The sequence below is a fragment of the Luteimonas sp. 9C genome (genome assembly GCF_902506295.1).
Classification (GTDB): domain Bacteria; phylum Pseudomonadota; class Gammaproteobacteria; order Xanthomonadales; family Xanthomonadaceae; genus Luteimonas.
Genome location: NZ_LR733313.1, coordinates 360,907 through 379,030, shown reverse-complemented (window position 1 = coordinate 379,030; position 18,124 = coordinate 360,907). Strand labels below are relative to the sequence as shown.

The following is an 18,124-nucleotide window of genomic DNA, read 5'->3' as shown; positions in this document are numbered from 1 at the left end:
AATGTCGAACTGGCTGTGGTCTGCGCGTGGTCAGATGCTTGCGCTCGAGGCGATCGAGACGGCTGCGAAGTGTGTCGGCGTGACGCGCCTCGGGGGTATGCAGGTCTCCGCGCCCGTATTCAACCTTTGGATCCAGGTGCGCGGTGACGGGTGGATCGAGTCGCGGGAAGGGCGGTTCCGGATGCGTCGCGGTGACTGGATGGCGTTCGAGAAAGAGTCCACGCCCTTGATCCAGAGCGGCGCTCAGGGGCTGTGCATCGGTATTGCGCTGGACGGGCACGCGCTCGATTCGCTGCAGTCCTTGAATGACGGCAGCCTGTACGCCGGCCGCGGACGGTTGCCGAAACGGGAGCTGCGTACGCTGCTGCGGCTCTGGCGCGCCGCGGCGCAGGGCGTCGGGGATGCGTTGTCGGTGCGTCCGCTGCTGTTGCAGCTCGCACATGTCCAGCGCGATCTGGCGGCTACCGTGCGCCGGTGTCCTGGTCGCTCACGCAGCCGCAAGCGCCAGGTCTTCGGTCGCATGCAGCGCGCTCGGCTGTATCTGGAAGGCAACTCCGACCGGGTCGTCCGGATCAGTGAGCTTGCAGATCTCACCAGCTTCTCGAGCTGGTACTTCTCCAAGGCGTTCCACGCGCTCTACGACGAAAGCCCGCAGGCACTGTCGGTCCGGTTGCGCCTGGAGCGTGCCGCACAACTGCTGAGCACCACGTCCATGATGGTCGGCGAAGTGGCGGCTGCCAGCGGCTTCGACAATTGCTGCAGTTTTGCCCGGGCCTTCAAGAACCACCATGGCATACCTGCGAGCCGGTATCGCAGCAACCTGCGTCAGAACGCGGTGAGCGAAGCCAACGAAGCCTACGCAACGGCTTAACAGAAGCGCGTGACCGACATCACCGAAGCAGGGTGTCGGTCGCTTAAACGCCAGATTCGGCACAGTCAGTGAGTGGCAGAGGCAAGGCAGTGCAGGTGGTTCCAGACGTAACGTGCGAATGGCGTCTTAACGCCTCAGTAACACACACACTCTGGAGAGAGACTTTGAAGAATTTTCGCACTCCCGCACTGCGGAAGGGCTTGCTGCCAGCCGCGATCCTGACTGCGATCGTGCCGGGTGCCGCTTTCGCGCAGGCGCAGACCACCGACGGCCCGACCACGCTCGACCGTATCGAAGTGACCGGTTCGCGCATCCGTCAGGTCGATCTGGAAACGGCGCAGCCGGTGTTGCAGATCACCCGTCAGGACCTCGAGACCCAGGGCTACAGCTCGGTCGCCGACATCCTGGAGAACATCACCTCGGCCGGTTCGCCGGCGATCAGCCGCGCTTCGCCGCTGAGCTCGGGTGAAGCTGTTGGTGGCACGTACATCGACCTGCGCAACCTCGGCCCGCAGCGCACGCTGGTGCTGGTGAACGGCCGTCGTCTCGGCATCACCACCGGTGGTCTGCAGGACGTCTCCGCGATCCCGACCTCGATGGTCGAGCGCATCGAAATCCTGAAGGACGGCGCGTCGACCATCTACGGTTCGGACGCGGTTGCCGGCGTGATCAACATCATCACCCGCCGCAACTTCGACGGTGCGGAAGCCGGTGCGTATTACGGCCAGTGGGGCGAGGGTGACGGCGCGGTCGAGCGTTACGACATCGTGGTCGGTTCGACCGGCGAGCGCACCTCGCTGACCTTCGGCGCCGAGTATGCGAAGGAAGATCCGGTGTTCGCGCCGGACCGCTGGTTCTCGCGCGACACCTTCCCGACCGGCCCCAAGAGCGCGCCGTTCCCGGGCGGCGCTTCGGGCGCGCGCAAGGAAGGTCAGTTCTCCTTCGGTGGCGTGAACTACACCCTGCGCCGCGACGTCCCGGGTCTGGATCCGACCGATTTCGCGAGCTATCGCCCGGTTGACCCCGCGCTGGATGTGACGTTCCCGTCGCAGCAGTCCACGGTCTACAGCGGTATCGAGCGCAAGTCCGCGTTCCTGAACTCGATTGTCGACATCACCGACAACATTTCGCTGGACACCGATCTCCTGTACTCCGACCGTGATTCCTACGCTCGCAATGCCGGCTATCCGTTCCAGAGTGCTGCGTTCGACAACAGCGCTGGTGGCCTGACCGAAGACAGCTTCTTCAACCCGGTTGGCGAAGCGGTCAGCTACATCCGCCGTGGCTGGGAAGTGCCGCGCGAAGTGCGCAACAACCTGCAGACCTTCCGTATTTCCAACACCCTGAAGGGCTCGTTCGAATTCGGCGACAACCGCTTCTTCGACTGGGACGTCGGCCACCTGTACAACCAGAACAAGGGTGTGCAGATCAGCACGGGTAACCTCAACACGCTGAACGTCGCACGTGCGACGGGCGCGTCGTTCCGCAACGCCGACGGTGTGATCCAGTGCGGCACCCCGGACAACCCGATCACGCTCGGCACGGGCCCCGGCGCTTGCACGCCGTGGAATCCGCTGATTCCCTTCGGCTATGCCGCCGAGAACAGCCTGGGCGATCCGAATGTGCAGGCGTACCTGTACAAGCCGGGTCAGGCGCTGTCCGAGACCGAGACGCGCGCGTATTTCGCAAACCTCAGCGGCACGATCTTCACCCTGCCGGCCGGCGATGTCGGCATGGCCGTCGGTGTGGAACACCGCAAGGAATCGGGCAGCTTCTCGCCTGACGCGCTGGCGCAGACCGGTGACTCCACCGATCTGGCAGCTGGCCCCACGGGCGGCTCCTACAGCCTCGACGAAATCTACGCCGAGCTGCAGATCCCGCTGCTGTCGGACGTGCCGTTCGCGCAGGAACTGAGCATCAACCTCGCGTCGCGCTACTCGGACTACGACACCTTCGGCGACACCACCAACAGCAAGGCGGGCTTCACCTGGAAGCCGATCGAATCGCTGCTGGTCCGTGGTACCTGGTCGCAGGGCTTCCGTGCCCCGACGATCAGCGACCTGTTCGGCGGCGAATCGCAGTCGTTCGAGTTCTACGCCGATCCCTGCGACAGCGTGTACGGTATCGCTGCGGGCAGCGCTCGCTGTCTGGCCGATGTGCCGGCGGATTTCCGCCAGCGCGCCAACACCCCTGACGGCCTGTCGGAAAGCCAGGAAGACCAGTCGGATCGCGCCTTCACCTCGGGTTCGAACCCGGGTCTGACGCCGGAAGAGTCGGTCAGCAAGACGCTGGGCCTCGTGTACAGCCCGTCGCAGGTCGAAGGCCTGAACATCGCGCTCGACTGGTGGAACATCCGCATCGACAACACGATCATCGGTGACTCGCCGACGACCGTGCTCGACGACTGCTATGCCCGCGGTATCGAGTCGCGTTGTAACGACGCCACCGGTTCGCGCTTCACGCGTGACGCCGACGGTGTGATCACCTCGTTCTTCTATGCCGGCGTCAACGCGGGCTTCCAGGAGACCGAGGGCTACGACCTCGACGTCAACTACGCGTTGCAGACCGACTACGGCAACTTCCGTGCGTCGTGGCTCAATACGTATGTTTCGAAGAACGAGCTCAAGCAGGACAGCAACGCGGCAACGCCGCCGGCACAGGCCAATGGTTTCTCGGGTGGCGCGGGCATCAACTTCCGCATCCGCTCGAATGCCAGCCTGTCCTGGGAAATGGGTGATTTCGGCGCGACCTGGACCACCCGTTACTACTCGGGTGTGAAGGAGAGCTGCTTGAACGCCACGCTCTATCCGGGCGTCTGCAGCCTGCCGGACTACACCGCACCTGATCTGGCCGGCAACATCTCGCCGCAGAACGAGATCGGTTCCAACACCTTCCATGACGTGCAGGTCCGTTACACGGCGCCGTGGAATGCAACCATCTCGGTGGGCGCGAACAACGTGTTCGAGCACTATGCTGCCCCGATGTACTCGAACCCGGCATCGGGCTCGGCGTACTACGGCGGTTACGACATCGGTCGCTTCATGTACATGCAGTACAACCAGCGCTTCTGATCCATCGAAGTCCTGCGTGATCCACTACGGCCCCGGAAGGGGCCGTAGTTTTGTGTGGCATCGGCATCTGCGACGGGAAGGCGGAGTTCTGGCGCGGGCCGCGGGTCACGTACCCGTGGCGCATGCGGGCACCAGTGCGGTTCGTCGCTGCCGGTGGCCCCCGCCTCGCGACTGCGGGAGGTCTGTCGGGGCGCACTTGGCGTATATCTGCCGCTCCCGTCTATCTGCCGCTCGGAACGCGTGCGCTCGTCAAAGACAGCGCGCGCGCTCTGGGCGCTCGGTCGGTGTCGCCTCGGGATGGGCGCCGCGCTTCCGGTCGTGCTTCGCGGGCACGAGAAAGGAATGCAGCCGCTGCGTGGGGGGGCTCAGGCGGGTTGTGCGACGTCCAGGCCCCTGAGCTGGGCCGCATGCGCGCGCCAGCCATCCAGCTTGCCCAGCACGCCGGTGCGCTGCAGGTAGTCCTCACGCACGGGTTCGCCGGCGGCGAGCGCGGTGGCGACATGGACGGCGCCGGTGATCCAGAAACTCCGCGTGCCGGCCCGGACCGGATCACGCTGGAAGGCCACGGCCTCGATGATCGGCATCGGCAGGCCCCACAGTCCAAGCAGATACGCACCGGCCTCGGTGTGGCCCGCGGTGTCGTCGGCGTGCGGATCCGGAGGCGTGCGCTCGTCGCGGACGCCGGGCAGCAGCAGTCCGATGTCGGCCAGCAGCGCCGCGGTGGCGCCCAGTTCCAAACTGGATTCGGGCAGTATGCGGCGGGCGAGTTGCGCGGCCATCAGCGCACGTTGCTGCATGGCGGGCCGATCGATGTCCCCGCGGGCCGCGTAGGCGAACACCTCGCTCGCCAGCACCAGGTCACGCATCGTGACCATGCCCAGCCGCGTCACCGCGGACCGCAGGTCGGTGATGCTGCGGCCGAGCGAGAAGTAGGCGGAGTTGCTCAGCTGCAGCACGCGCGCCGCGATCGCCGGATCGCCCGATACCAGCTGCGCGATGTCACCGGCACTGGTGTCGTCGGCCTCGAGCGCCTGCACCAGCGCCAGGTAGGTCTGCGGCGGGGAGGGCAGCTTTTCGATCCGGCCGATGCGGTCGCGGAGCGCGGGATTGTCGAGCAGGTCGCGCAATTCCTCGAGGCTGGCGAGCGTCTCCAGCAGCTGCGCCTCGCTGATCGGCGACGGCAGGAAGCGGTGCGCGAGCGAGAGCAGTCGGACCGAAGGGTGGCCGCTGGCCACGGCGATGCGCGAAACCGCCGGACGCAGGGTGCGGATGCGCTCGAGCAGCGCGTCCGAAGTCATGTCGGGAAGCGCCGGCGCCACCACCACGACGTCCGGTGGCGCGTCGAGAAGTCCCTCGAGTGCGCTGGCAGCGTCCGCGACGCGCTGCACGCGCCAGGCCTCGTCCATGTCCGCAACGAGTGTCAACAGATCGGACGGCAGGCTGTCTTCGCAGCCCACGAACAGGATACGCACGATGTAGATCCCCGGATGGCCGCAGCACCCGTGCTGCATCGGCTCGCGGCGATCCTAGCAAGCACGCCGCCGGAGTTCCGGCGGCGTGTCGCAAACTGTGACGGCAGCTACGCCGTCGGGTGATTCAACCGGCCTTGTAGGCGGCGATGGCGTCGTTGAGGAGCGCCTTGGCCTCGGCCGCGTCACCCCAACCGCTGATCTTGACCCACTTGCCCTTCTCGAGATCCTTGTAGTGCTCGAAGAAGTGGCCGATGCGCTCGAGCCAGTGGGCCGAGACCTTGTCGAGGTCGTCCACGTGCGAATACCCGCCGAACACCTTGTCGACCGGCACGGCCAGGATCTTCTCGTCGCTGCCGGCCTCGTCGGTCATCTTCAGCACACCGACGGGCCGGCAGCGGATCACCGAGCCGGGAATCAGCGGCAGCGGCAGGACCACCAGCACGTCGGCGGGATCGCCATCGCCGCAGACGGTGTTGGGCACGTAGCCGTAATTGCACGGGTAACGCATCGGGGTGGAGAGGATGCGGTCGACGAAGATCGCCCCGCTCTCCTTGTCCACCTCGTACTTGACCGGCTCGGCGTCCTTCGGGATCTCGATGATGACGTTGATTTCGTCCGGCGGGTTCTTGCCGGTGGGGACGGAGTCCAGGCCCATTGCGATGCACTTCCAGTGGTCGATAAGAACGCCCATTTTACGGGCAACGATGCTGCGGCGCAGCGGTGAGGGTGCGGGATGGTTTCGGCCGCAACGTCTGGCAAGCGGGTCGACCAAGGGTACGCCCTAGTATGGTCGGCCCATACGGGGGCGTACATATGGCTCCCGACTTCCGCTACGCAGGCCTGTTCCGATGACGATGCTCGATTCCTTGTCCCCGTCCGCCACGGCCAGCCAGGGCTATTGGCAGAACCCGTTGGCACCGACGCACACGCACGACCATGACGGTCCAGCCGCCGGCGGCGTCGACGACCATGCGGAGATCGGAGCACTGGACGCAGGGCCGGAGGTGTCCGCGATCGATGCGTCCGACCGGGCACCGGACGGCGCGATCGGCATCGACGGCGGCAGCAACAATTCGATCGGACGGACCACCCGCAGCACGCCCGACGGCAAGCCGATCGCGGTCGATCCGCTGCACAGCGATGCCCAGGTGGACGTCACCCGCGAGCGCACCCAGGCGCAGGGCTACATCAGCCGCGACCAGGTGGTATTCACCACCGGTACCGGCGACGACGACGTCGGCGTCAGCCAGCGCGACGACGGCACGCTGGACGTGTCCGTCAACGGCGAGCGCTACGAGGTGCGTCTGGCCGAGGGCCAGGAACTGACCCTGCGCACCGGCGCCGGCAACGACACCATCCAGGTGGCGCCGAATGTGCAGGTCAACGTCGTGGTCGATGCGGGCGACGGCAACAACGACATCAACGTCGAGGGCGACGGCGACAACCGCATCAGCAGCGGCGATGGCGACGACACCATCCGCGCCACCGGCAGCGGTCGCAACGACATCCACACCATCGGCGGCGCGAACGAGATCTTCGGTGGCAGCGGGGTCAACGTCATCTACGGCGGCGACGGCAGCGACACCATCCATGCCGGCAGCGGCACCAACTACATCGAAGCCGGGCGTGGTGACGACGTGGTCCACGGCGGCGGCACGTTCGACATCCTGTCGGCCGGTGGCGGGGATGACGTGGTCAATGTCGGCGAGGGCCGCACGACGGTCTACGCGGGTCTCGGCGGCGACACGATCGAAGGCGCCAGTGCGCAGACCACCGTCTATGCGCAGGCGTCCGATCTCGTCAACGCCGCCACCGGTGCGCGCCCTACCGTGGTCAATGTCGAGATCGACAACACCGTCGGCGATGGCGGCGTGCGCGTGCAGGGCTCCGAGGCTTTCGTGCAGCGCATGCAGTCCGAACTGGATTTCCTGCGCGCGTCCCCGAACGGCCAGCAGATGATGGCGGAGTTCGACAAGGCCGCCGAGGCCAAGGGCAATACCGTGACGATCCAGGAGCTGTCGAACGAGGACAACGGCTATGCCCAGACCTTCAGCAATGACGCCGACATCGTCAACGGCCGTCCGGGCGCCGGTGGTGACGTGACCATCAGCTACAACCCGTCCTTCCACATGGATGCGTTCCCGGCACCGTCGGTGGTGCTGTTCCACGAGATGTCGCATGCCTACAACGGCGTCAACGGCACCTTCCTGCAGGGCACGTATCGCGGCACCGGTCCCGACAACGGCCAGGTGCCCAATGCCGAACGACAGGCCGTGGGACTGGAGACCAGCGCCACGCCGTACGACTTCGACGGCACCGGTGCGATCACCCACAACCCGATCCATCTGACCGAGAACGGCATCCGACGCGAACTGGGCATGCCCGACCGTCCGAGCTACGCGCTCTGACCGATACCCCGCAAACACATGGGGCGGAGCATGCGTGCGACGCCCCATGCACTGTCGAGGCGCCTGCAGCAGGCGTCATGACCTGTTTCGAGGAATCGCCGTGCCGATCAGCGACGCTCCGCGTCCTGTCGTCCGCGCGCCATCCGCACGCCGGCACGACGCTGCGGTGATGCGAATCGGCGTTGCCGTCGCATGCCTCGTCTGTGCCTCGCTGCCGGCGCCAGTGGCGTCCAGCGATGCGTCACCGAACATCTCGAGGTCCGTCATGCCCCCCAGCGATTCCGCGCATGCACACCTCGAGGGCGAAGGCGTCACGCTGGAAGCGGTGTTCGCGCGCGAAGGCGAGGGCGTACGCGTCGACTACCGGATCCGGAACACCGGTACGGTGCCGCTGGTCGTGTTCGATCGCGGCGATCGCCATGCCGTGCTGACACGGCGACAGGCGTCCGGTGCGGTCGGGGTGCCGCTGCTGCGTGAACACGGCGGCACACGCGCGACGTTGTCGCACGTCGCGCGTGCGTTGCCGACGCCTGCACCGACCGTCCCGCCGACGCCGCTCGCACGTCGCATCGCGCCGGGCGCGCATGTCGATGCGAACTTCGGCTTTTCCGACTGGCTCGCGTCGACGCCGGCGCTGGTGCAGTGGTGCGTCGGCATCGGCATCGCGGACGATGCGCGCCTCTTCTCATCCGACGACAGTGGCGAGGTGCAGGTCTGGCAGGTCGATTTCGGCTATGCCGACGATCAGCAGGTGCTGTGTACGCCGTGGTTCGACATGACGCGTGGGACGTTCGAGAAGTCGGTGCGCGTCGAGCGATGGAATCGTGGTGTCCGCGACGCATGACTCGGATGCATCGCCATTGGTCACCGCTGTATTCGTGATCACGCTTCGTCGGATGGGTAGAGCGCAGCGAATCCCGTCGGCGCATCGATCAACAGGCGCGAGGTTTTCAAAAGCTCGCGTGCTTGTTTGGCGCAGTGCCTGCGATAGCCCTCACCCCAACCCCTCTACCCCGGCGGGCACGTAGTCCCGGAGGGAGAGGGGCTAGAAGCAGCCTGCCGTTACGCGCCCCGGCTAGAGCAACGGGACCAGCAGCAACGCGACGATGTTGATGATCTTGATCAGCGGATTGATCGCCGGTCCCGCGGTGTCCTTGTAGGGATCACCCACCGTGTCGCCGGTCACTGCGGCCTTGTGGGCCTCGCTGCCCTTGCCGCCGCAGTGGCCGTCCTCGATGTACTTCTTGGCGTTGTCCCAGGCCCCGCCGCCTGTGGTCATCGAGATCGCGACGAACAGGCCGGTGACGATCGTGCCGATCAACAGGCCGCCGAGCGCGCGGATGCCGGCGCCCGGTCCCATCAGTGCGTTCATGCCGAGCGCGACGACCACCGGCACCAGTACCGGCAGCAGCGAGGGCACGATCATTTCCTTGATCGCGGATTTGGTCAGCATGTCGACCGCGCGCGAGTAATCGGGCTTCGCCGTGCCGGCCATGATCCCGGGAATCTCGCGGAACTGACGGCGCACTTCCTCCACCACCGCGCCTGCCGCGCGACCGACGGCTTCCATCGCCATCGCGCCGAACAGGTACGGAATCAGGCCGCCGATGAAGAGGCCGATGATCACCGCCGGATCGGCGAGGTCAAAGCGGAACTCGGTGCCGGGATATTTCGCTTCCAGGTTGTGGGTGAAGTCGGCGAACAGCACCAGCGCCGCGAGCGCGGCCGAACCGATCGCGTAGCCCTTGGTCACCGCCTTGGTGGTGTTGCCCACCGCGTCGAGCGGATCGGTGACGTCACGGACTTCAGAAGGCAGTTCCGCCATCTCGGCGATGCCGCCTGCGTTGTCGGTGATCGGCCCGTAGGCGTCAAGCGCGACGATCATGCCGGCCATCGACAGCATCGCGGTCGCCGCGATCGCGATGCCGTAGAGCCCCGCGAACGAGAAACACGCCCAGATCGCGAAGCACACCGCGATCACCGGCATCGCGGTCGACTTCATCGAGACACCGAGGCCGGCGATGATGTTGGTGCCGTGCCCGGTGGTGGACGCCTGCGCGATGTGCTGCACCGGCGCGTACTCCGTGCCGGTGTAGTACTCGGTGATCCAGACGATCGCACCGGTTAGCACAAGTCCGATCAGCGCGCACCAGTAGAGGTTCGTCGCGCCGTGCACGTTGTCCGCCATCAGCTGGGTGGTGATCGGCCAGAACAGCGCGGCCGCGATGACCCCCGACACGATGACGCCCTTGTACAGCGCGCCCATGATCGAGCCGCCGGCCTTCACCTTGACGAAGAAGGTGCCGACGATCGAGGCCAGGATGGAGGCGCCGCCGAGCACCAGCGGATACAGCACGCCATTGGCACCGACGGTCGGTGCCATCAGGAAGCCGAGCAGCATCGTCGCGATCACGGTGACCGCGTAGGTTTCGAACAGATCGGCCGCCATGCCCGCGCAGTCGCCGACGTTGTCACCCACGTTGTCGGCGATCACCGCCGGGTTGCGCGGGTCGTCTTCGGGAATGCCGGCTTCGACCTTGCCCACCAGATCCGCGCCGACATCCGCGCCCTTGGTGAAGATGCCGCCGCCCAGGCGCGCGAAGATCGAGATCAGCGAGCTGCCGAAGGCCAGGCCCACCAGTGCGTGCAGCGCGTTCTCGCCGGCGATGCCGAAACGCGGCAGCAGCATCCAGTAACCGGCCACGCCCAGCAGGCCGAGGCCGACGACCAGCATGCCGGTGATCGCGCCGCCGCGGAACGCGACGTCCATGGCCGGACCGATGCCGCGGCGTGCGGCCTCGGCCGTGCGGACGTTGGCCTTCACCGACACGTTCATGCCGATGTAGCCCGCCGCGCCCGACAGCACCGCGCCGAGCAGGAAGCCGATGCCGGTGGCCCACCCCAGGAACACACCGATGAGGACGAACAGCACCGCGCCGACGATGGAGATCGTCAGATACTGTCGATTGAGATACGCGCGGGCGCCTTCCTGGATCGCGCCTGCGATGTCCTGCATCCGTGCGTTCCCGGCAGGTTGCCGGTTGATCCAGCCGGCGGAGACCACGCCGTAGAGAATCGCGATGGCGGCACAGCCCAGTGCCAGCCACAACCCGTGTTGCTCGAGCATGGAAACCCCTCCCAGAGTCGGTATGCCAAGACGGACAGCGGTGATGCGGTGATGCGCGCCGACTATCGCACAGCCCGCGGAGACCGGCATGCCGGTCGAGTGGCCGGCCCGTCGCCCGGGCGCCGCCACCTCGGCTGCCGACTGGGCGTCCGGCGCGTCCGGCGCGTGCGGGTCGTCCGCGTGTGCGCATCGTCACGCGCTTGCGAGCGTGCGCCGCACGGGCCCGATGCACGACGCCGCTTCATGCGAGCGCGTACGCGTGCGGTTGCGCCCCGCGCCCGGCGCGGCATGGGCTGACGCATCGCGTCGACGGCTGAATGCGACGCATGCAACGAGTCTGAATCGCGGGCCCGTCCATACCCGCGCGCAGGGATGGAAAGGGGGCAGGGATGTCGCCATGATGGATGGGTTCACGACTTCTTGACGCGCCCATGTCTGCTTCGATTCTCGAGTTCCTATCCGGTGGCCTGCTGCAGTTCGGTTGGCTCGCGATGCTCGTCTACCTGCTGGCCGCCACGCAGCTGACGATCTTCGCCGTCACCCTGTACCTGCACCGCAGCCAGGCGCATCGCGGCGTGGATTTCCATCCGGTGATCGCGCACGTCTTCCGTTTCTGGACGTGGCTCACCACGTCGATGATCACGCGCGAGTGGGTGGCGATCCATCGCAAGCACCACGCCAAGTGCGAGACCGAGGACGACCCGCACAGCCCGCGCTTCAAGGGCATCAAGACGGTGTTCTGGCAGGGCGTGGAGCTGTACCGCGAAGCGCGTGGCATGCGCGCCGACATCGAGCAGTACGGCAAGGGCGCCCCCAACGACTGGATCGAGCGCAAGGTCTACACACCGTGGGCGACGTTCGGTCCGACCCTGCTGCTGTTCGTCAGTTTCGCGCTGTTCGGCTTCAAGGGGATCGCGGTGTGGGCGATCCAGATGGCGTGGATTCCGTTCTGGGCCGCGGGCGTCGTCAACGGTCTGGGCCACTGGTGGGGCTACCGCAATTTCGAGACCACCGACACGGCGACCAATCTCACGCCGTGGGGCGTGTGGATCGGCGGCGAGGAGCTGCACAACAACCACCACGCATTCCCGTCGTCCGCGAAGTTCGCACTGCGCAAGTGGGAATTCGACATCGGCTGGGCGGTCATCAAGGGTCTGGAAGCGGTCGGCTTGGCGAAGGTGCTGCGCGTGGCGCCGTCGCTCGACATCCGTCCCAACATCCATGTGCCGGACACCGACACCATGCGCGCCCTGCTCGCGCATCGCTTCCAGGCGATGACCGATTTCCAGCGCAACGTGCTCAAGCCGGCGCTGCGCGAAGAGGCGCAGGCTGCCGGTGCGCGCCTGCGCAAGCTGCTGCCGCGGCAGCTGCGCAAGGGACTGGTCGACGACGGTCGCTGGCTGCAGCCCGATGCCCGCCAGCAATTGCAGCAGTGGGTCGACCAGCGTCCGCGCATCCGCACGCTGGTCGAGCATCGCGCGCGCCTGACGGCGCTGCTCGAAGCGCGTTCGCAGAACGCCAGCGAAGCGCTGCACAACCTGCAGGCCTGGTGTCGCGAGGCCGAGGCTAGTGGCATCCGCGCACTGCAGGAGTATTCGGCCCGGCTCAAGGGCTACTCGCTGCAGAGCGCGCACGCCTGAAGGCGCGCGCCGTGCCCACGAAGTCTTGGCGGCCGATGACGCGGCCGCCGATCGGCGGCCGCGTCGCAGGCGCGCTGCTCGCGCTCGCTGCGGCCGGCGGCGCCGGCGCGCAGGTCACGCGCACGTCCGAGTATCTCGAACACATGGACTCCGACGGCGACGGCCGCGTCTCGCTCGCCGAGTACCAGGCGTGGATGCGTTACGGCTTCGACCGGATGGACCGCAACGGCGACGGCGTGCTGACCGCCGACGAGCTGCCCGGCGGCAAGGGGCGCCCGGTGACGCTGGCCGAGCACATGACCAAGCTCGCGGCGACCTTCAACCGCCAGGACACGAACCGCGACGGTTATCTCGACGCGCGCGAGCTCGCGGCGCCGCCGCAGAAGTAGGCTTCGGAACGACCGGCGCAGGGCCGGTACCTGCGCGATATCCACGCGGCGTCGACGTGGCCGGACGTCTGCGTTGTTAGTCTCGGACGTCGGCCGGGCCGATCCGTCTCATGGAGGAAGACATGCCACACCTCGTGCATCTGCGCCGCGCCGTCGGCTGGTGCCTGGTTGCGCTGCTCGCAACCGGTGTCCTGATGAACCTGGTCGGATTCTTCAGCCCGTTCTGGGGGCACCTGCGGCACCCGCGCGACCCCGCGCAGTCTCGCGCGTTGCTGGACGCCGTGGCGCCGTGGGCGGCCGCGCTGTCAGTGCTGTTCCTGCTGCCGGCCTGGCACGTGTCGCGCACGCTTGCGTCGCCGCTCGCACGATGCGTCGTGGTGCTGATGGGTGCACTGGTCCTGGTCGCGGACCTGGTATTTCTGTGGGCCTTCGACGGGCTCGGCGATCCGATGGTCGCGCGGCTGGTGGCCAGCGTCGCAGCGGGCTATCCCTTCGTTGCGTTCATCGTCTTCATCTGGCTGCTCTGGCGTGGACTGCATGTCGCAGCGTCGTCGCAGGACGCGCCCGGCGGCATCTGATCGTCCGGCGTGGTCTGGTTCGGTCGAGATGTCTGCGTGTTCGATCCAGCGCGTCACTTTCTTCCCGGGCCTGTGCGGCGCCGTCGACCGTCTGGGAGCCAACGAGGCTGATCTACGCAATTCAAGGGCGTCGCCTCACGTTTGCCGACCTTCTCACCGGATCGCTGCGGCATGACGCCGACTGGTCCTGTCCCGAAAGACGGCGCGCGCTGCGATGACGTCGCCCCGGATCGGGTGACCCGCCATTCGCGGCATTTTGCTCAGTCGTTGCAGGCCGCGCGCAGGACCGGATCGTCTGCGTCGAGCTGGTTCCACTTCGCGTTCGCGAGCGCACCGTCGTCGGCAAACACCACCTGGTCGAGCAGATCGGCGCGGCGGTGTGCGGCGCAGTCGAACATCGCGCCGAACTGCCGGGTCGGTTCCCAGTGACCGGCCAGCACGACCTGGGTGAGCACCATCTGCGGGTGGGTGGGATTGCGCCGGTCGGCGCGATGGTCGATCGCGATCAGCCGGTTGGTCACGGGCACCAGATAGGTCCAGGGGCGGTACCAGGAATTGGCCTCGTTGGTGGACGCGATCACGACGCCGTCGGGGTAGGCCGAGGTCGTGCGGTCGAACCAGGAATATTCGAACCAGATCGCCATCGCCAGCATGCCCGCGCCCGCCGCAGCGGGCACGATCCACTGCGGCAGGCGCCTGCGCATGGCGATGTTGATCGAGAGCGCGATACCGGCCAGGCCGAAGCCGGCGGCGAGGATGGCGATGAATTCGAGCAGCATGGACGACGGTTCCGGCAACGGGCGAAGACGCCCTCGATTATCGAACAGTCCGGGACTGGGCAGGCATCGGTCCAGGCCGGAAACGAAACGGCCCGCCCCCGGAGGGGCGGGCCGCGTCACGTCAGCATCGCATTGCGGTCAGTGATCGAGCGCCGCGCCTGCACCGCGCGGGACGCGGATGTCCTCGACCATGTGCTCGATGTGCTCGGGCACCGGTGCGGTCATCTTCATCGTGACGTAGGCGGCGATGAAGTTCAGCAGCGCGCCGATCGCGCCGAAGCCCAGCGGCGAGATGCCGAACAGCCAGTTCTCGGGCGAGTCGGCGAGCATGTTCGTGCCCGGGATGAAGAACCAGCCCTTGTAGGTGAACAGGTACACGCTGGTCGACGCCAGACCCACCACCATGCCCACGACGGCGCCGGTGGAGTTCATCTTCTTGGAGAAGATGCCCATCATGATCGCCGGGAACAGCGAGCTTGCCGCCAGTCCGAACGCGAACGCGACGGTCTGGGCCGCGAATCCGGGTGGATTCATGCCCAGCCAGGTGGCGACCACGATCGCGATCGCCATCGAGACGCGTGCGGCCAGCAGCTCGCCCTTGTCGGTGATGTCGGGCTTGAACGTGCGCTTGATCAGGTCATGGCTCACCGCCGACGAGATCGCCAGCAGCAGGCCCGCCGCCGTCGACAGCGCCGCTGCCAGGCCACCGGCCGCGATCAGGGCGATCACCCAGCCGGGCAGACCCGCGATTTCCGGGTTCGCCAGCACCAGGATGTCCTGGTTGAAGGTGACCATCTCGTTGCCCTGCCAGCCACGCTCGGCCGCCACCGTCGCGAACTCGGGGCTGGCTTCGTTGTAGGACTGGATCATGCCGTCGCCGTTCTTGTCCTCGAACGCCAGCAGGCCGGTCTTCTCCCAGTTGTGCATCCAGTCCGGGCGCGCGTCATAGGTGAGCGACGGTGCCTGGGTGCCCTCGGGATAGATCGTGGTCATGATGTTCAGACGCGCCATCGCGCCCACGGCCGGGGCCACGGTGTAGAGCAGCGCGATGAACACCAGTGCCCAGCCCGCCGACTTGCGGGCATCGGACACCTTGGGCACGGTGAAGAAGCGGATGATCACGTGCGGCAGGCCCGCGGTGCCGATCATCAGCGACAGCGTGAACAGCGTCATGTTGAGCGTGGAGTCGTGCAGGCCGGTGTAGTCGTTGAAGCCCAGGTCCACCAGGATCTGGTCGAGCCTGGCCAGCAGCGGCATGCCCGATTCGGTATGGGTGGAGAACAGACCCAGCTGCGGAATCGCATTGCCGGTCAGCTGCATCGAGATGAACACCGCCGGGATGGTGTAGGCGATGATCAGCACGATGTACTGCGCCACCTGGGTGTAGGTGATGCCCTTCATGCCGCCCAGCACCGCGTACACGAACACCACGCCCGACGCGATCAGCAGGCCGGTGTTGGTGTCGACCTCGAGGAAGCGCGAGAACGCGACGCCGGCGCCGGTCATCTGGCCGATGACGTAGGTGATCGAGATCATCAGCAGCGACGCCACCGCCACCAGGCGGGCCGTGCGGCTGTAGTAACGGTCACCGATGAAGTCGGGCACGGTGAAGCGGCCGAACTTGCGCAGGTACGGCGCCAGCAGCATCGCCAGCAGCACATAGCCACCGGTCCAGCCCATCAGATAGGCGGAGTTGCCGTAACCGACGAACGCGATCAGGCCCGCCATCGAAATGAACGATGCCGCCGACATCCAGTCCGCGGCGATCGCCATGCCGTTGGTGACCGGATGGACGCTGCGGCCGGCCGCGTAGAACTCGGACGTGGACGCGGCGCGTGCCCAGATCGCGATCGCGATGTAGACCAGGAACGAGCCGCCGACGAAGATGAGGTTGAGAGTGAACTGATCCATGGCGGCCCCTTATTTCTCGTCCACGTCGTACTCGCGATCGAGCCGGTTCATGTACCAGGTGTAGAAAACGATGATCGCGATGAAGGACAGGATCGAACCCTGCTGCGCGAACCAGAAGCCGAGATCGGTGCCGCCGATGCGGATGCCGCTGAGCAGCGGCCGCAGCAGGATGCCGAATCCGTACGACACCAGCGCCCAGATCCCCATGCAGATGAAGATGATCTTGAGGTTGGCCTTCCAGTAGTTAGTCGCGGTCTTGTCTAGCATGTGCCGTCCCTCCTCGGTCGGGATGTGGAGCCGTCGGTTCGATGCGGTTGCGGTATTCCAGATACAGGTGTCGTCGTGGACATGCGTCGCTTCCCCGGTGTGTCTGTAACGTCGACTGCGACGGTCGCCGGGCGTCGTGCCCGGGACGGCGTCATGTGATGCAGCGCGGATGACGCCGGCGATCGCCGGCGTCATGGATCACGTCAGAACGAATAGCGCGCCATCGTGTGCAGGCGCATCAGCTCACCGTCGGCGCCGGACTCGAGCGTGCGCTCGCCCCAGATCGCCTCGACGCCGAAGTCGAGCTTGGGCACCGGCGACCAGATCATGTTCGCGTGCAGCGAATGCACCTTGCGGGTCACGCCCAGGCCGGTGAAGGCAGTGGTGTTGTCCCACTGCGACTGCGCGTAGAACAGGTTGCCGCGGACCTTGGGCGTGAACACCTGGCGCAGGCCGACATAGCCCGCCCAGCCGCCGAGCGCGTCGATGTCGCCGGCCGCGTCGACCATCGCATCCTGCTGGATCGTGGCCAGGCCGATGTAGCGGCCGATGCCGTCGCCACCGCTGACCTGGTAGCGGATGTCGGTGCTGTCGCCCAGCTTCACCAGACCGCTGACGGTCGCGCCGAAGCCGGTATCGGTGCTCTCGGCGCCGGCGACGGGTTCGTACTTCAGCTGGCGCGCCATGCCGGCGAAGCTGACGTGGCCCCAGTCGCCCTTGTGGGTGTAGCGGGCAATGACGTCCGGAATCGCGCTGTTGTCGCCGGCGATCACGCGCGGGCCGCCGCCGAAGGGCTGCACCGTGGTCTCCGGGCTTTCGACCGAGATCGCCCATGGGCCGTTGGTGTAGCGCAGCTGCGGCTGGCGGACGAACACCACCGCATCGGTCGGGCCGACGAAGTCGACCGCGTCCAGCAGCGCGTTGGTGTCCATGAAGTTGGACCACGTCTGGCCGACCAGCCAGTTGTTGTAGGTCAGGTAGGCGTGGCGCAGCGTCGCGCCGTAGGTGTTGGTCGCCGCCGAGTTGCCGAGCGCGCCGCCGAAGAAGTCGAGTTCGACGCGCGCGCCGAGCTTGTCACCGGAATCGAGCACCGTGCTGGCGTCGAACCACAGGCGCGAGAACTTCAGGTGCGCGTCGGAGTAGGTCTCCGGGCCGTCGCCGCCGACCGGGATCGCACCGGGCACGTAGAAATCGCGGCCCGCCGTGCCCTTGCCGATGTCGCCGTCGGTGGTCTTGGTGACCATGGCGTCGGTGCGGATCATGCCGCCGACGGTGAACTTGGTGCCGGGGTTGGCGCCCGGCGTGATCGTCGTGGCCTGGATCGGCGCGGCGGCCCCGGTGCCGGCAGCGGCAGGCGCGGGCTGCGCGGCCTGCGCCGTGCGGACTTCGGTCACCACGGTCTCGGTCTGCTGCTGTTGCGTCACCAGCTGCTGGACCATGGCCTCGAGCTGGGCGACGCGCGCTTCGAGCTCGCGTTCCTTGGCGGTCTGTGCGAACGCGACACCGGGCAGGGTGAGCGCGGCGAGCACGGCGGCGGCCAACAGGCGCGGTCGTGCCTGGGTCGAATGGTTCATCGGTGTCCCCTCCCACGGGTCTACGGAAAAGCGGTCG

Annotated in this window: 14 protein-coding genes; 7 read left to right on the top strand and 7 right to left on the bottom strand. The window is 66.8% G+C overall.

Annotated features, from left to right (window positions below; genetic code table 11):
* The first annotated feature begins 1 nt into the window (after window position 1).
* On the top strand, window positions 2-871 hold the full coding sequence (locus tag CURTO8I2_RS14795) for an AraC family transcriptional regulator (RefSeq protein ID WP_159682004.1): 870 nt from the start codon (window positions 2-4) through the stop codon (window positions 869-871).
* A gap of 230 nt (window positions 872-1,101) precedes the next feature.
* The gene (locus tag CURTO8I2_RS14790) at window positions 1,102-3,942 is read left to right on the top strand and encodes a TonB-dependent receptor (RefSeq protein WP_236551193.1); all 2,841 of its coding nucleotides are present in this window, start codon (window positions 1,102-1,104) and stop codon (window positions 3,940-3,942) included.
* Between the two features lie 365 nt (window positions 3,943-4,307).
* Here CURTO8I2_RS14790 and CURTO8I2_RS14785 read toward each other — a convergent pair whose 3' ends face one another.
* On the bottom strand, window positions 4,308-5,453 hold the full coding sequence (locus CURTO8I2_RS14785; RefSeq protein WP_201295567.1) for an HDOD domain-containing protein: 1,146 nt from the start codon (window positions 5,451-5,453) through the stop codon (window positions 4,308-4,310).
* Window positions 5,454-5,538: 85 nt separating this feature from the next.
* On the bottom strand, window positions 5,539-6,069 hold the full coding sequence (ppa, locus tag CURTO8I2_RS14780; protein WP_159682002.1) for an inorganic diphosphatase: 531 nt from the start codon (window positions 6,067-6,069) through the stop codon (window positions 5,539-5,541).
* Between the two features lie 193 nt (window positions 6,070-6,262).
* Between ppa and CURTO8I2_RS14775 the strand changes: the two genes are divergently transcribed.
* Entirely contained in the window at window positions 6,263-7,822 is a 1,560-nt protein-coding gene (locus CURTO8I2_RS14775; RefSeq protein ID WP_159682001.1) for a M91 family zinc metallopeptidase, read from the top strand.
* Between the two features lie 265 nt (window positions 7,823-8,087).
* Entirely contained in the window at window positions 8,088-8,666 is a 579-nt protein-coding gene (locus tag CURTO8I2_RS14770; protein ID WP_159682000.1) for a hypothetical protein, read from the top strand.
* Window positions 8,667-8,897: 231 nt separating this feature from the next.
* Here CURTO8I2_RS14770 and CURTO8I2_RS14765 read toward each other — a convergent pair whose 3' ends face one another.
* Window positions 8,898-10,949 carry a sodium-translocating pyrophosphatase gene (locus CURTO8I2_RS14765; RefSeq protein ID WP_159681999.1) on the bottom strand — a complete coding sequence of 684 codons (2,052 nt, stop codon included), beginning with the start codon at window positions 10,947-10,949 and terminating at the stop codon, window positions 8,898-8,900.
* Between the two features lie 404 nt (window positions 10,950-11,353).
* Here CURTO8I2_RS14765 and CURTO8I2_RS14760 point away from each other — a divergent pair, with 404 nt between their 5' ends.
* The 3 genes from CURTO8I2_RS14760 (at window position 11,354) to CURTO8I2_RS14750 (ending at window position 13,556) form a co-directional block, all read left to right on the top strand.
* Window positions 11,354-12,589 (top strand): fatty acid desaturase, encoded by a 1,236-nt coding sequence (locus CURTO8I2_RS14760; RefSeq protein ID WP_201295566.1) that lies wholly within the window; start codon window positions 11,354-11,356, stop codon window positions 12,587-12,589.
* 35 nt (window positions 12,590-12,624) lie between these two features.
* Window positions 12,625-12,978 carry an EF-hand domain-containing protein gene (locus tag CURTO8I2_RS14755; RefSeq protein WP_159682143.1) on the top strand — a complete coding sequence of 118 codons (354 nt, stop codon included), beginning with the start codon at window positions 12,625-12,627 and terminating at the stop codon, window positions 12,976-12,978.
* A gap of 122 nt (window positions 12,979-13,100) precedes the next feature.
* Window positions 13,101-13,556: a hypothetical protein gene (locus CURTO8I2_RS14750; protein ID WP_159681997.1), complete on the top strand. Its 456-nt coding sequence runs from the start codon at window positions 13,101-13,103 to the stop codon at window positions 13,554-13,556.
* 260 nt (window positions 13,557-13,816) lie between these two features.
* Here CURTO8I2_RS14750 and CURTO8I2_RS14745 read toward each other — a convergent pair whose 3' ends face one another.
* The 4 genes from CURTO8I2_RS14745 to CURTO8I2_RS14730 form a co-directional block, all read right to left on the bottom strand.
* On the bottom strand, window positions 13,817-14,335 hold the full coding sequence (locus CURTO8I2_RS14745) for a hypothetical protein (protein ID WP_159681996.1): 519 nt from the start codon (window positions 14,333-14,335) through the stop codon (window positions 13,817-13,819).
* A gap of 138 nt (window positions 14,336-14,473) precedes the next feature.
* On the bottom strand, window positions 14,474-16,246 hold the full coding sequence (locus CURTO8I2_RS14740; protein WP_159681995.1) for a sodium:solute symporter family protein: 1,773 nt from the start codon (window positions 16,244-16,246) through the stop codon (window positions 14,474-14,476).
* Between the two features lie 9 nt (window positions 16,247-16,255).
* Window positions 16,256-16,513, bottom strand: coding sequence for a DUF4212 domain-containing protein (locus CURTO8I2_RS14735; RefSeq protein WP_159681994.1), 258 nt, complete (start codon window positions 16,511-16,513; stop codon window positions 16,256-16,258).
* A 203-nt stretch (window positions 16,514-16,716) separates the two neighbouring features.
* Window positions 16,717-18,087 (bottom strand): DcaP family trimeric outer membrane transporter, encoded by a 1,371-nt coding sequence (locus CURTO8I2_RS14730; RefSeq protein ID WP_159681993.1) that lies wholly within the window; start codon window positions 18,085-18,087, stop codon window positions 16,717-16,719.
* Between the last annotated feature and the right edge of the window lie 37 nt (window positions 18,088-18,124).